Below are 14,314 nucleotides of genomic sequence, written 5' to 3' on the forward strand. Positions count from 1 at the left end.
ACATGATTGGCGAAGTGCTGACCACCAGCGAGCGACTGCGCACCGCTGTCGGCCAGGTGGCGCGGGTTGTGGATAACACCGCTGAGCGCTCCGGCCGCCAACAGGAAATGACCGACATGGTCGCCACCGCTGTCCATGAAATGGGCCTGACCGTTCAGGAAATCGCCCAGAACGCCGGCAACGCGGCGGTCGCGTCGCAAACGGCTCGAGATGAGGCGATGCAGGCACGGGAGGTGGTGGGTGGCTCGATCCGCCATATCGAAAGCATGTCCGACGAAATCGGTGTCGCCGCCAGCGCAGTGGGTGAATTGGCGCATCAGGTGGCGTCGATCGACCAGGTGCTGGCGGTGATCCGCGGGATTTCCGAGCAGACCAACCTGCTGGCGCTCAATGCGGCCATTGAAGCGGCGCGGGCCGGGGACATGGGGCGCGGGTTTGCCGTGGTGGCCGATGAAGTGCGGACTTTGGCGCGGCGTACGCAGTCGTCCACTGATGAGATCCAGCAGATGATCGGCAGTCTCAAGCAGGGGGCGGAGAACGCGGTGTCGTCGATGCATTCCGGGCAAGCTGCGACAGGCACGGGTGTCGAGTCCAGCCAGCGTACCGGGGCTTCGTTGACCGCGATCACCGGGCAGGTGGAGCGCATCAGCGACATGAACCATCAGGTGGCGACGGCGACGGAAGAGCAGTCGGCGGTGACTGAGGAAATTAATCGTAACGTGCAGGGCATTTCCGATCTGGCCCGGGCGACGGCGGGGGAGGTCAGGGCCTGTCGGGATGATTGCCAGACGTTGCAGCGGTTGGCGGATGATCTGGCGCGGCAGATGGGTGGGTTCAAGCTGAGCTAGAAGCTCAAAATCAAAAGATCGCAGCCTTCGGCAGCTCCTACGTGGATCTGATACACCCTGTAGGAGCTGCCGAAGGCTGCGATCTTTTTTGTGGCCGTTACACCCTATACCTGGTCAGAACCACTCATCCTGCATCCCCAGGCAAACATCATCCCGCGCCTCAAGAATCGCCAGCTCATGGTGGCAACCCGGTACTTCCCACGTCAGGAAGTAGCGCGCTGCCTGCAGCTTGCCTTTATAGAAGGCCACGTCCGCCGCATTCCCCTTCGCCAGACCTTCCTCTGCGCGGATCGCCTGTTCCAGCCAGCGCCAACCAATCACCGTGTGGCCGAACACCTTCAGGTACAGCGCCGAATTCGCCAGGCTGCTGTTGACCTTGCCCTGGGCCAGGTCGGTCAGCAGGCCGATGGTCACGGTTTGCAGGCGCGCCACCAGTTTCTCCAGCGGTTCGCGTAGCCGCGTCAGCGAATCAAACGCCTGGGCGCGCTCGGCGGTATCGGCGATCAGGCGGATCAGCTGCTTGAGCCCCGCACCGCCGTTCTGCGCCAGTTTGCGCCCCAGCAGGTCCAGCGACTGAATGCCGTGGGTGCCTTCGTGGATCGGGTTCAGGCGGTTGTCACGGTAGTACTGCTCCACCGGGTATTCGCGGGTGTAGCCGTGGCCGCCGAGGATCTGGATCGCCAGTTCATTGGCCTTCAGGCAGAACTCCGACGGCCAGGATTTGACGATGGGTGTCAGCAAATCCAACAGTTCATGAGCTTGTTTGCGTTCGGCTTCGGTCGCAAGTGTGGTGGTGTCATCGAACAGTCGCGCCGCATAAAGACCCAAGTCAAACGAACCTTCCACGTAAGCCTTTTGTGTCAGCAGCATGCGTTTGACGTCGGCGTGCTGGATGATCGCCACCGGCGCGGTGTTCGGGTCTTTGCTGTCCGGCACGCGGCCCTGCGGGCGTTCGCGGGCGTATTCCAGCGAGTACAGATAGCCGGCGTAACCGAGCATCACCGCACCCATGCCGACGCCGATCCGTGCCTCGTTCATCATCTGGAACATGTAGCTCAAGCCCTGGTGCGGCTTGCCCACCAGATAGCCGACGCATTCGCCGTTATCGCCGAAATTCAGCGCGGTAGAGGTGGTGCCGCGCCAGCCCATCTTGTGGAACAGACCGGCCAGCAACACATCGTTGCGTTTGCCGAGGCTACCGTCGTCGTTGACCAGGAACTTGGGCACGATAAACAGCGAAATGCCCTTCACCCCGGCCGGCGCGTCCGGCAGCTTGGCCAGCACCATGTGTACGATGTTTTCCGACAGCGGGTGATCGCCACCAGAGATGAAGATCTTGTTGCCCTTGAGGCGATAAGTGCCGTCGGACGCAGGTTCCGCGCGGGTACGAATATCCGACAGCGACGAGCCGGCGTGGGGTTCGGTCAGGGCCATGGTGCCGAAGAAACGGCCGTCGATCATCGGTTGCAGGAAGCGGCGCTTCTGCTCTTCGGTGCCGAAGCTTTCGATCAGGTTCGCCGCGCCCATGGTCAGGAACGGGTACGACGTCGAAGCAGCATTGGCCGATTGAAAGTGCGCGAAGCAGGCCTGGGACAGCAGCGTAGGAAGCTGCATGCCGCCAGCGTCGAAACTGCGCGCGGCGTTGAGGAAACCGGCTTCGAGGAAGGCATCCACCGCCGGTTTCACTTCCGGAATCAGAATCGCCTGACCGTTCTCATAGCGCGGCTCGTTCTCGTCGCCCTTGCGGTTGTGCGGGGCGAAGAATTTCTCGGCGATGCTGCGGGCGGTGCCAATGGCCGCATCGAAGGTTTCGCGATTGTGCTCGGCGAAACGCTCACGCTGGGTCAGGCCCTCGGCATCGAGGACTTCATACAGCTCGAAAGCCAGATTGCGGGAACTGAGCAGCGTCTCGGACATGGCGGCCTACCTTTTGTTGGAATGGGCCGAGTCTAGTCTTGCGAATAGAGGCTGAACAGGATGATTGATCTTGGTGATGGAGAAGCAAAAGATCGCAGCCTTCGGCAGCTCCTACAGGAAAACGCATTCCAAATGTAGGAGCTGCCGAAGGCTGCGATCTTTTGATCTTGCTTCCAATAAACCCGGCGCCCATTGCGGGCACCTGGTCTTACAGCGATTTAGCCAATAGTCATCAGACTGGCATTACCACCCGCCGCAGCGGTGTTAACGCTCAACGCCCGCTCGATCACCAAACGCTCCAGCGCAATGTTGGTCTCGCCTTGTGACAGACCCTGCACACCGACGATGGCGCCGGCACGCTTGGCAACCTGCTGGCACACCGCACGCAACTGGTCGGAATGGCCGTGATGCACAACCGCATCAAACACCACCTCGTCCTTGTTCCAGTCGGAAACCAGCTTGATGCGTGCCTGAATGTCCTTCGGCAGGCGTGCGAACAAGGCCTTGGTCATGTCAGCTTCCGGCCACACCGCCGAACCACCGACAGCCAATACCGCCGTCAGTTGCGTCAGCAGATCGCCTTCGACTTCCGCCAGGCACAGCACGTGTTCCCGTGGCAGGATCGCATAGCTGTTGCGCTCGCCGGTCGGGCCGGCCAGTACGCGGGTGATGCCGCTTTGCGATTGCGCGGCGAACTGCACACACAGGGTGCTCAGGTCAGCGAACTTGTGGCTGTCGGCCCAGGCTTTCAGGGCGGTCAGCGGCTTGCTCATGGCGTCGCGCAGACGAACGTCCGGTGCTGCGGCAGCATCGCCACGAGCGAAGGACTGTTCAATCGCATCCGCAGGGCGCGTCGACAACAGGCGGTACAGGTACAGCGGGCCACCGGCTTTCGGGCCGGTACCCGACAGGCCTTCGCCGCCGAATGGCTGCACGCCTACTACTGCACCAACGATGTTGCGGTTGACGTAGACGTTACCGGCATTGACGTTGTCGATCACCTTGGCGATGGTCTCGTCGATGCGGGTGTGTACGCCCAGGGTCAGGCCGTAGCCGGAAGCGTTGATCTGAGCGATCAGTTGATCGATGTCCTTGCGCTTGTAGCGCACCACGTGCAGCACCGGGCCGAAGATCTCCCGTTGCAGTTCGTCGAAGCTTTCCAGTTCGATCAGGGTCGGCATCACGAAGGTGCCGCGTTTGACTTCTTCAGCGTCGGCGATGGCCACCTGGTACACGCTGCGACCTTTGTCGCGCATGGCCTGGATGTGCTTCTCGATGCCAGCCTTGGCTTCGGCGTCGATGACCGGGCCGATGTCCACGGACAGACGCTCAGGGTTGCCGAGACGGCTTTCAGCCATCGCGCCCTTGAGCATTTCGATGACGCGGTCGGCGGAATCTTCCTGCAGGCACAGGACGCGCAGGGCAGAGCAACGCTGGCCGGCGCTGTCGAAGGCCGAGGAAACCACGTCGATGACAACTTGTTCGGTCAGTGCCGAAGAGTCGACGATCATCGCGTTCTGGCCACCGGTTTCGGCGATCAGCGGGATCGGACGACCCTGGCTGTCCAAGCGACCGGCGATGTTGCGTTGCAGCAAGCGCGCGACTTCGGTGGAACCGGTGAACATCACGCCTTTGACGCGATCATCGCCGACCAGGCCGGCACCGACGGTTTCGCCACGGCCCGGCAGCAGTTGCAGCACGCCTTCCGGAATACCGGCTTCGAGCATCAGGCGCACGGCCTGAGCGGCGACCAGTGGCGTCTGTTCCGCAGGCTTGGCCAGTACCGGGTTACCGGCGGCGAGCGCAGCAGCCACTTGACCGCTGAAGATCGCCAGAGGGAAGTTCCACGGGCTGATGCACACCACTGGACCCAGCGGACGGTGAGCGTCATTGGTGAAATCGTTGCGTGCCTGCACCGCGTAATAACGCAGGAAATCCACGGCTTCACGCACTTCGGCGATGGCGTTGGCGAAGGTCTTGCCGGCTTCGCGGGCCAGCAGGCCCATCAGCGGCTGGATTTCGGCTTCCATCAGGTCGGCGGCACGTTCCAGGATCGCGGCGCGCTCGGCGGGCGGCGTGGCCTGCCAGATCGGTGCGGCGTTCAGGGCGCACTGGATCGCGTTGTCGACGTCTTCGACGGTCGCTTCCTGTACATGGCCGACCACGTCACGCAGGTCGGACGGGTTCAGGACCGGTGCTGGAGCTTCGGTGCTGGAGGCGCAACCGAGCATCGGCGCCGCTTTCCAGTGGTTGTGTGCGGTGGCCAGCAGGGCGCAGGACAGGGACGCCAAACGATGTTCGTTGGCCATGTCGATGCCGCTGGAGTTGGCGCGCTCGGAGCCATACAGGTCACGCGGCAGCGGGATGCGCGGGTGCGGCAGGCCGAAACCACCTTCCACGGTTGCCATCTGCTCGATGCTGGCTACCGGATCGGCTACCAGTTCCTGGATCGAAATCGACTGGTCGGCGATGCGGTTGACGAACGAAGTGTTCGCGCCGTTTTCCAGCAGGCGACGCACCAGGTAGGCCAGCAGGGTTTCGTGGGTACCGACCGGAGCGTACACGCGGCACGGACGGTTCAGCTTGCCTTCGGAAACTTTGCCTACAACCTGTTCGTACAGCGGTTCACCCATGCCGTGCAGGCACTGGAACTCGTACTGGCCCGGGTAATAGTTCTGACCGGCGATGTGATAAATGGCCGACAGGGTGTGGGCGTTGTGCGTAGCGAACTGCGGGTAGATGACTTCCGGCACCGACAGCAGCTTGCGGGCGCAAGCGATGTAGGACACGTCGGTGTACACCTTGCGGGTGTAGACCGGGTAGCCTTCCAGGCCTTCGACCTGGGCGCGCTTGATTTCGCTGTCCCAGTACGCGCCTTTCACCAGGCGGATCATCAGGCGATGACGGCTGCGGCGAGCCAGGTCGATCACGTAGTCGATCACGTACGGGCAACGTTTCTGGTAAGCCTGGATCACAAAACCGATGCCGTTCCAGCCAGTCAGCTGCGGTTCGAAGCACAGGCGCTCGAGCAGATCCAGCGACAGCTCCAGGCGGTCGGCTTCTTCGGCGTCGATGTTCAGGCCGATGTCGTATTGCTTGGCCAGCAGGGTCAGCGACAGCAGGCGCGGGTACAGCTCGTCCATCACGCGCTCGTACTGGGCGCGGCTGTAACGCGGGTGCAGGGCGGACAGCTTGATCGAGATGCCCGGGCCTTCATAGATCCCACGACCGTGGGAGGCTTTGCCGATCGAGTGGATGGCTTGTTCGTACGAGGCCAAGTACTTCTGCGCGTCGTGCTCGGTGAGTGCGGCTTCACCCAGCATGTCGTAGGAATAGCGGAAGCCCTTGGCTTCGAACTTGCTGGCGTTGGCCAGGGCTTCGGCGATGGTTTCGCCGGTCACGAACTGCTCGCCCATCAGGCGCATGGCCATGTCGACGCCCTTGCGGATCATCGGCTCGCCGCTCTTGCCGATGATGCGGCTCAGGGACGAAGTCAAACCGGCTTCGTTGTGGGTCGACACCAGTTTGCCGGTCAGCAGCAGGCCCCAGGTGGCGGCGTTGACGAACAACGACGGGCTGTTGCCCAGGTGCGGCTGCCAGTTGCCGGTGCTGATCTTGTCGCGGATCAGGGCGTCGCGGGTGCCTTTGTCCGGGATGCGCAGCAGCGCTTCGGCCAGGCACATCAGCGCCACGCCTTCCTGGGACGACAGGGAGAATTCCTGCAGCAGACCCTGAACGATGCCGGCACGGCCGCCGGCGCTCTTCTGGTTGCGCAGTTTTTCAGCAATCGAGGCGGCGAGTTTGTTGGTGGCTTCGGCCATCGGTGCCGGCAGGCGCGCCTGCTCGATCAGCATCGGCACGACTTCCGGCTCAGGGCGACGGTAGGCGGCGGTGATCGAGGCGCGCAGTACCGATTGCGGCAGGATGCTTTCGGCGAATTCGAGGAAGCACTGGTGGGCGTGATCCAGAGGCGCGTCGACGCTGTCGTCGGAATCCTTGGTCAAACCGCTCAGCTCAGTCAGGGTTGCACCACCCTCGAGTTTTTCCAGGTAATTGAAGATTGCCTGCTTGATCAACCAGTGCGGCGTGCGATCAATCGAGGTCGCGGCGGCCTTGAGGCGTTCGCGGGTCGGGTCGTCAAGTTTGACCCCAAGGGTGGTGGTAGCCATGTTTTTATCCTCATGTTTGCCACGACTGCGTGGCATCAGCTGGCGGCAAGATTAGCCGTGCGACTGTTGAGGTGCAACCGGGTGCAACCCTTTTTTTGTCGGAATATTACGCAGCTCGTCAGGAAATAAATTCTGGTACGACGGTGGCGCTTCTGCTTGGTGCTTTTTAGGGTGGTTGGCCCTCGTTCTTGCTCCGAAAAGGAGCAAAAACCGGGGTTTGATATTTATTTCCGACTGGGTGCAACTTATTCTCAAGAAACTGGTTGCACCTTATTTGCTTTGTTGAATAGCATTCGCGGCCAAGGTGCAACCCGGACAAAATCCGGGTGCTCCGGCTGATGGCTTTCCTGGGGAAACATCAGTCATAAATGCGCGGGAATCCGGATCGTCTGTCAAACGTCACCGTTTGCGAGCGGTTCACCAGCCGCCGCTACATAAAAACAAAGCCAGGGCGTAACTTAATGAGCGTAAGCAATCCAACCCTGATCACGTTCGTGATCTACATCGCAGCAATGGTGCTGATCGGCTTGATGGCCTATCGCTCCACCAACAACCTTTCCGACTACATTCTGGGCGGCCGTAGCCTGGGCAGCGTCGTGACCGCACTGTCCGCCGGTGCCTCCGACATGAGCGGCTGGTTGTTGATGGGTTTGCCCGGCGCGATCTACATGTCCGGTCTTTCCGAAAGCTGGATCGCCATCGGCCTGATCGTCGGCGCCTACCTGAACTGGCTGTTCGTCGCCGGCCGTCTGCGTGTGCAGACCGAGCACAACGGTGATGCACTGACCCTGCCGGACTACTTCGCCAGCCGTTTCGAAGACAAAAGCGGCCTGCTGCGGATCATCTCTGCGGTCGTGATCCTGGTGTTCTTCACTATCTACTGCGCTTCCGGCATCGTGGCCGGTGCCCGTCTGTTCGAAAGCACCTTCGGCATGTCCTACGAGACGGCGCTGTGGGCCGGTGCTGCGGCGACGATTGCCTACACCTTTATCGGCGGATTCCTGGCCGTGAGCTGGACCGATACCGTACAAGCCACCCTGATGATCTTCGCGTTGATCCTGACGCCGGTTATCGTGCTGCTGGCCACCGGCGGCGTCGACACCACTTTCCTGGCCATCGAAGCGCAAGATCCAAGCAACTTCGACATGCTCAAGGGCACTACTTTCATCGGCATCATCTCGCTGATGGGCTGGGGTCTGGGCTACTTCGGCCAGCCGCACATCCTGGCGCGTTTCATGGCTGCCGATTCGGTTAAATCGATCGCCAACGCCCGTCGCATTTCCATGACCTGGATGATCCTGTGCCTGGGCGGCACCGTGGCAGTGGGCTTCTTCGGTATTGCCTATTTCTCGGCGCACCCGGACATGGCTGGCGCGGTCTCCGAGAACCACGAGCGTGTGTTCATCGAACTGGCCAAGATCCTGTTCAATCCATGGATCGCGGGTATCCTGCTGTCGGCCATTCTGGCTGCCGTCATGAGCACCCTGAGCTGCCAGTTGCTGGTGTGCTCGAGCGCCCTGACCGAAGACTTCTACAAGACCTTCCTGCGTAAATCCGCTTCGCAGCTGGAACTGGTGTGGGTCGGCCGTGCCATGGTGTTGTTGGTTGCCCTGGTGGCGATCGCCCTAGCGTCCAACCCGGAAAACCGTGTACTGGGTCTGGTGAGCTATGCCTGGGCCGGTTTCGGTGCTGCATTCGGTCCGGTCGTGCTGATCTCCGTGATCTGGAAAGACATGACCCGCAATGGCGCACTGGCCGGTATCCTGGTCGGCGCGATCACCGTGATCGTCTGGAAACACTTCGAACTGCTGGGCCTGTACGAAATCATCCCTGGTTTCATCTTCGCCAGCCTGGCGATCTACTTCGTCAGCAAAATGGGCACGCCGACTGCCGGCATGTTCCAGCGTTTTGCTGCTGCAGAGAATGATTACCGCCTGAACAAGTGATGAGTGATGGGTTGAACTCTTCCCATCCCTGATAAAAGAACGGCTCGCAGCTTTAATAGTGCGGGCCGTTTTTTTTGCTTCTCCGATATCCGTGGTGCCCGACATCATCTGCGAAATTTCCGGGCAGGGTCTTCGGACGTTTCCTTCAAAACGTAGTGGTTTTCATGAAGTGGTGCGATGTGAGTTCCGTCGATAGTCTTTGGCGGTCACTGACAATTCAGTGGTGGGGTGTAGGAACCCGTTAAGACCACGAGACACGCTTGGCATCGACACCTGAATTGCGGCCACTAACGTGCGCCCGTAAGATCTGTTGCGGCGGCTGTGCGCGGGCACGCTTCGGCGTGGTCGAGTTCTCTGGTCTCGATATTCCTACCCCGCGTATGGCTGCCACCCAAGCCTGTAGGAAGGCCGATGGTAGTCCCACTTCTACCAGAGGTTAAAAAATGAAAACAATTCACCCTGACCCACCCTACAAAAAACCAATCCCCCATCCCGACAACCGCTTCATGGCATTGACCGGCAACTGCACCGACATGCCCACCCTGTTCGTCGACACCCATGCGCCGCTCGACATCCTCACCGATGCCGCCAACTACAGAATCCGCGCAGTCACCCAAGTGCTTGAGAACCTGTCCATGCGCGGTTCTATCGAGTGCGAGTCCTTCATCCTCAGCGATTTCGCCTTGCTCTGCGCAATTACGTTGCGCGATGGCTGTGATGTGCTGGATGTGGTTGGGCGGCGGTTGCGAGCGCGGCCTTCGGCGGGGGTGTAGGCGTCGCCACGAGATCAAGATCAAAAGATCGCAGCCTTCGGCAGCTCCTACAGGGACGTGGCGGGTTCGCCGCTTGGCTGCCAACCCCTGACTTGCCGGCCGGTAAAAGGTAAACTTCCCGGCCTTCGCAGGAGCAACCATGAATTATCGTCACGCCTTCCATGCCGGCAATCACGCCGATGTGTTCAAACACCTGACTTTGACCCGCCTCATCGCCCTGATGTCGCGCAAGGAGCAGCCGTTTGCCTATCTCGACACTCACGCCGGCATCGGTCTGTATGACCTTCAGGGTGATCAGGCCAACCGTACCGGTGAGTACCTGGAAGGCATTGCGCGTTTGTGGGATCAGCCGGATCTGCCGATCCTGACCGCTGATTACATGCAGGTGCTGCACGAGATGAACCCGGATGGTCAGTTGCGCTATTACCCGGGGTCGCCGGAGTTGGCGCGACGCCTGACTCGCCCGCAGGACCGTGTGTTGCTCAACGAGAAACACCCGGAAGACGGCGTGCTGCTCAAGGACAACATGGCCGGTGATCGCCGGGTCAAGGTGCACCTTGGCGAAGGCTGGCATGTGCCGCGGGCCCTGCTGCCGGTGCCGGAGAAGCGTGCGGTGATGTTGATCGATCCGCCGTTCGAGAAGCTCGACGAGATGCAGCGCTGTGCCGCGTCGTTGAAGGAAGCGATTGGCCGGATGCGCCAGACCGTGGCGGCTATCTGGTACCCGGTAAAGGATCAGCGTGCGTTGCGCCGCTTCTATCAGGACCTGGCCGGTACCGGTGCGCCGAAGTTGTTGCGGGTGGAGTTGCTGGTGCATCCGCTGGATACGCCCAACAGCCTGAACGGTTCCGGGCTGGCGATTGCCAATCCGCCGTGGGGGCTGGAGGAAGAGTTGCGTGAGCTGCTGCCGTGGTTGTCCCAGAAGCTGGGGCAGACCCAGGGTGGGTGGCAGATGGATTGGTTGATTGCCGAGTAGTAGCTGCATGATCAAAAGATCGCAGCCTGCGGCAGCTCCTACAGGGTTATGCGTACACCCGTAGGAGCTGCCGAAGGCTGCGATCTTTTGTTTTGGCGGTCAGATCGGGCAGGTCACGCCGGTACCGCCGATCCCGCAATAGCCTTCCGGGTTTTTCGCCAGGTACTGCTGGTGATACGTCTCGGCAAAATAGACGGTCGGGGCCTGGTCGATTTCGGTGCTGATTTCACCGAGACCGGCCTTGGATAGCTCGACCTGGTAGGTTTCCTTGCTCTTGAGCGCCGCGTCCAGTTGTTCCTGGCTGGTGGCGTAGATCACCGAACGGTACTGGGTGCCGATGTCATTGCCCTGGCGCATGCCCTGCGTCGGGTTGTGCAATTCCCAGAACATCGCCAGCAGTGCTTCGTAGCTGACCTTGGCCTTGTCATACACCACCAGCACCACCTCGCTGTGGCCGGTCAGGCCCGAGCAGACTTCTTCGTAGGTCGGGTTCGGCGTGAAACCGCCGGCGTAGCCGACCACGGTGCTGACCACGCCTTCTCGCTGCCAGAAGCGGCGTTCCGCGCCCCAGAAGCAGCCGAGGCCGAAGATCGCGAAGTCGACATCTTCGAAGAACGGGCCGAGCAAGGGGGTGTCTTTAAACACAAAGTGCTTTTCAGGCAGGGTCATCGCGGTTTCGCGGCCAGGCAGAGCTTGTTCTTTAGTCGGGAGCACGTTTTTGTTCACCAGAATTTCCGAGCGCAGAACCATGATCAGTCCTCTCAGTCAGGATAATTAGACAGATAAGCAGTTTGCCCGAGAGTTGGATCGCTGTCAGGCGATTGGGCCACGCGGGTAGCGTTTGAGCTTGTCGATCAGCTCATTGCCCGGGATCGGACGGTCGAACAGGTAGCCCTGGCCGACGTCGCAGCGGTGACGGCGCAGGAACGACAACTGCTCGGCGGTTTCGATGCCTTCGGCCACGACCTTGAGTTTCAGGTTGTGGGCCATGGCGATCACCGCGGAGGTGATTTCCATGTCGTCCTGGTTGTCCGGGATCTCGTGGATGAAGCTTCGATCGATCTTGATGATGTCGATGGGGAATTTTTTCAAGTAGCTGAGCGACGAGTAACCGGTGCCGAAGTCGTCCATGGCCAGGGTCAGGCCCAGGCGCTTGAGTTGGTCGAGTTGCAGGTGGGTGTCTTCGGTGGCTTCCAGCAGCAGGCCTTCGGTCAGCTCCAGCTCCAGCAAATGAGCTGGCAGGGCTTCTTCCTTGAGGATGTTGGCAATGGAGGCCACCAGGTCCGGATCGGAGAACTGCTTGGGCGACAGGTTGATCGCTACTTGCAGGTTGCCCAGGCCGGCGGCGGTCAGCGCTTTGCTCATGCGGCAGGCCTGGCGGGCGATCCATTTGCCGATCGGTATGATCAAGCCGGTTTCTTCGGCGACGCTGATGAACTGGTCCGGGCGAATCATGCCCTTTTCCGGATGATCCCAGCGCAGCAGTGCTTCCATCCCCAGCAGGCGACCGCTGCGCAGGCACAGCTTTGGCTGGTAGAACACGTCGAGTTCGTTCTGGGTCAGGGCGCGGCGCAGGTTGTTTTCGACAAACAGCTTGTAGCTGGCCTCGGCGTTCAGCGCTTCGGTGAACACTTGCACCTGGTGTTTGCCGTTGGCCTTGGCCTTGTGCAGCGCTAGCCCGGCGTTGCGCATCAGGGTTTGCGGGTCGCGCCCGTGCAGCGGCGCGCAGGCCAGGCCCACGGAGCCAGTGACGCTGATCAACTGGTTGTCGACGAACATCGGTTTGTCGAGGGTCGCCAGCAACTGGTTGGCTACTTGCTGGCCTACCGTGAGGTCGCTGTTGTCCAGCAACACGGCGAATTCGTTACTGGCGAATCGCGCCAGGCTGCCGCTCGGGATCAGGCTGTTGCGCAGGCGTCGGGCCAGGCTGATAAGCAGTTTGTCGCCGGTCTGGTGGCCGAGGCTGTCGTTGATCCGCTTGAAGTTGTCGATGTCCACCAGCAACAGGCTGATCGGCGCGTCGCTGTCCCGGGCGAAGCGTTCATCGAGGTTGCGGATGAACGCCGGGCGGTTGCCGAGATTGGTCAGGTTGTCGGTGTAGGCCAGGCGCTCGATACGCTGCTGAGCGAGCTTGGTCTGGGTGATGTCTTCGTAGATGCCGATGTAGTGGGTCAGCTCGCGGTTGTCGCCGTAAACCTTGGAGATCGACAACTGGCCCCAGTAGGGTTCGAGGTTTTTCCGGCGGCTCTTGAATTCGCCTTGCCAACTGTTGCTCTTGGCCAGCGCCGAAGGTGCGTCGAACAGCAGTTCGCTGAGGTTCTCCAGGGCCGGTAGTTCTGACAGGCGCTGACCGTGCACTTCTTCGGTGGAATATTGGGTGATCGCGGTGAAGCTCGGGTTGACGTATTCCACCACGCCATCGCAGTTGACCAGCAAAAAGGCGTTGGCACTTTGTTCGACCGCACGCTGGAACAGGTGCAGGGCGCTGGTGGCGGTTCGCCGGTTGTGGTTGCTGATGACTTGGGCAAACTGGTCTGCCAGCTCTCCGGCGAAGGCGATTTCATCCGACTGCCAGGCGCGGGTCGCACCGGTCTGCTCCAGGCACAAAACGCCGACCACCTGACCATCGACGCGGATACTGGCGTCGAGCATTGCGTTGACGTCGCGCGGTCGCAGGCTTTCGGCCATCTCCCGGGTGCGTGGGTCGCGCATGGCGTTATGGGCGTCGATGGCACGGCCGGTGTGCAGGGCGTCGAGGTAATTGGGGAAAACGCTGACGTCGATCGGTTGCGGCAGCAGGTATTCCTGATTCGTGCGGTGATAGGCCGAGATCGGCACCAGCATCGAGCCTTCGAGGTGCCACAGGCTGGCACTGTCGATTTCGTAGATGTCGCAGGCGCTGCGGGTGATCAGTTCGGCGGCTTCGCGCAAGGAGTTGTTGCTGCTGTAGCGTTGACGGGTGAGCAGCAGGATCAGGTCCTGCTGGGCACGCACCCGCTCCAGGTGCAGCAGTTGCTCCTGCTGGGCACGCTGATTGAGTTCCAGGGCGATTTGCAGGCGCGAGTTCTGGGTTTCCAGATCCAGGGCCGGTTGCAGCGGGTCATCCTCGAACAGGCCGTCGATGACCAGCAGGTAGCCGCGCAACAGGTGTCGATTGTGTTGTTTGTAGGCTTCGCCCAGTTCAAGCAGAGTCAGAGAGCCAGAGGCGGTGTGCAGGGTGTAGCGGATCAGGTAGTGCGTGCTTTCAGTCAGTTGCTGCTGGATCGCGTCGTGCAGTTGATAGCGCGCTTGCGGCTCCATCAGGCTGGCGTAGGGCGAGCCCACCAGCGCACACAGCTCAACGGCGGGCAGGCCGAACTGGCGTTCGCAATTGGGATCGAGAAACAGCAGCGCCCAGCTGGGTTCATTAAGCCGTTCGAAACGCAGCATGCCGAGCCGCGAGGGCACAGGCAACTGCGTCACTACCTCGGCCACCATACGGCTGGCGGCATCGGGTTGGCTTTTCATGGAGGGAAACTCGCTTCGAATATGCTGAACGCGCCGGGCTCTCGCCCTCTTTACTGTTGCCTGCGGCAAGGTTGCATCATTGCGACACCGACTGACAAGAGAGATGAAGGCCAAGTGCTATAAGAATATGTCGGCAGACGACGGGATTTCTTCAGTCGCTGGCAAAAAGTATTGCTAT

Annotated in this window: 8 protein-coding genes; 4 read left to right on the top strand and 4 right to left on the bottom strand. The window is 60.9% G+C overall.

The features are described from left to right. Positions 1–116: 116 nt before the first annotated feature. A complete protein-coding gene (locus tag AC3IP0_RS02105) occupies positions 117–848 on the top strand; it encodes a methyl-accepting chemotaxis protein (RefSeq protein ID WP_489327774.1) in 732 nt (243 codons plus the stop codon). Between the two features lie 114 nt (positions 849–962). Here AC3IP0_RS02105 and AC3IP0_RS02110 read toward each other — a convergent pair whose 3' ends face one another. Further along, on the bottom strand, positions 963–2,765 hold the full coding sequence (locus AC3IP0_RS02110; RefSeq protein ID WP_489326565.1) for an acyl-CoA dehydrogenase: 1,803 nt from the start codon (positions 2,763–2,765) through the stop codon (positions 963–965). A gap of 218 nt (positions 2,766–2,983) precedes the next feature. Further along, the gene (gene putA / locus AC3IP0_RS02115) at positions 2,984–6,934 is read right to left on the bottom strand and encodes a trifunctional transcriptional regulator/proline dehydrogenase/L-glutamate gamma-semialdehyde dehydrogenase (protein WP_489318069.1); all 3,951 of its coding nucleotides are present in this window, start codon (positions 6,932–6,934) and stop codon (positions 2,984–2,986) included. A 461-nt stretch (positions 6,935–7,395) separates the two neighbouring features. Between putA and putP the strand changes: the two genes are divergently transcribed. The 3 genes from putP (at position 7,396) to AC3IP0_RS02130 (ending at position 10,629) form a co-directional block, all read left to right on the top strand. Continuing rightward, positions 7,396–8,880, top strand: a complete 1,485-nt coding sequence (putP, locus tag AC3IP0_RS02120) for a sodium/proline symporter PutP (protein ID WP_489318070.1) — start codon at positions 7,396–7,398, stop codon at positions 8,878–8,880. A 443-nt stretch (positions 8,881–9,323) separates the two neighbouring features. Then, positions 9,324–9,653, top strand: coding sequence for a hypothetical protein (locus AC3IP0_RS02125; protein WP_489326566.1), 330 nt, complete (start codon positions 9,324–9,326; stop codon positions 9,651–9,653). Positions 9,654–9,792: 139 nt separating this feature from the next. Then, positions 9,793–10,629, top strand: a complete 837-nt coding sequence (locus AC3IP0_RS02130) for a 23S rRNA (adenine(2030)-N(6))-methyltransferase RlmJ (protein ID WP_223447514.1) — start codon at positions 9,793–9,795, stop codon at positions 10,627–10,629. Positions 10,630–10,728: 99 nt separating this feature from the next. Here AC3IP0_RS02130 and msrA read toward each other — a convergent pair whose 3' ends face one another. Together msrA and AC3IP0_RS02140 are read right to left on the bottom strand one after the other, a co-directional pair. Then, positions 10,729–11,379, bottom strand: coding sequence for a peptide-methionine (S)-S-oxide reductase MsrA (msrA, locus tag AC3IP0_RS02135; protein ID WP_489318072.1), 651 nt, complete (start codon positions 11,377–11,379; stop codon positions 10,729–10,731). Between the two features lie 63 nt (positions 11,380–11,442). Beyond that, positions 11,443–14,136, bottom strand: coding sequence for a putative bifunctional diguanylate cyclase/phosphodiesterase (locus tag AC3IP0_RS02140; protein ID WP_489326567.1), 2,694 nt, complete (start codon positions 14,134–14,136; stop codon positions 11,443–11,445). Between the last annotated feature and the right edge of the window lie 178 nt (positions 14,137–14,314).

This window comes from Pseudomonas sp. GL_103, assembly GCF_057835175.1.

What these genes read in the sequence shown, in the direction of transcription:
- msrA (WP_489318072.1), bottom strand. Translation starts at nt 11,379, where the DNA reads ATGGTTCTGCGCTCGGAAATTCTGGTGAACAAAAACGTGCTCCCGACT.
- AC3IP0_RS02140 (WP_489326567.1), bottom strand. Translation starts at nt 14,136, where the DNA reads ATGAAAAGCCAACCCGATGCCGCCAGCCGTATGGTGGCCGAGGTAGTG.
- putP (WP_489318070.1), top strand. Translation starts at nt 7,396, where the DNA reads ATGAGCGTAAGCAATCCAACCCTGATCACGTTCGTGATCTACATCGCA.
- AC3IP0_RS02110 (WP_489326565.1), bottom strand. Translation starts at nt 2,765, where the DNA reads ATGTCCGAGACGCTGCTCAGTTCCCGCAATCTGGCTTTCGAGCTGTAT.
- AC3IP0_RS02130 (WP_223447514.1), top strand. Translation starts at nt 9,793, where the DNA reads ATGAATTATCGTCACGCCTTCCATGCCGGCAATCACGCCGATGTGTTC.
- putA (WP_489318069.1), bottom strand. Translation starts at nt 6,934, where the DNA reads ATGGCTACCACCACCCTTGGGGTCAAACTTGACGACCCGACCCGCGAA.
- AC3IP0_RS02105 (WP_489327774.1), top strand. Translation starts at nt 117, where the DNA reads ATGGTCGCCACCGCTGTCCATGAAATGGGCCTGACCGTTCAGGAAATC.
- AC3IP0_RS02125 (WP_489326566.1), top strand. Translation starts at nt 9,324, where the DNA reads ATGAAAACAATTCACCCTGACCCACCCTACAAAAAACCAATCCCCCAT.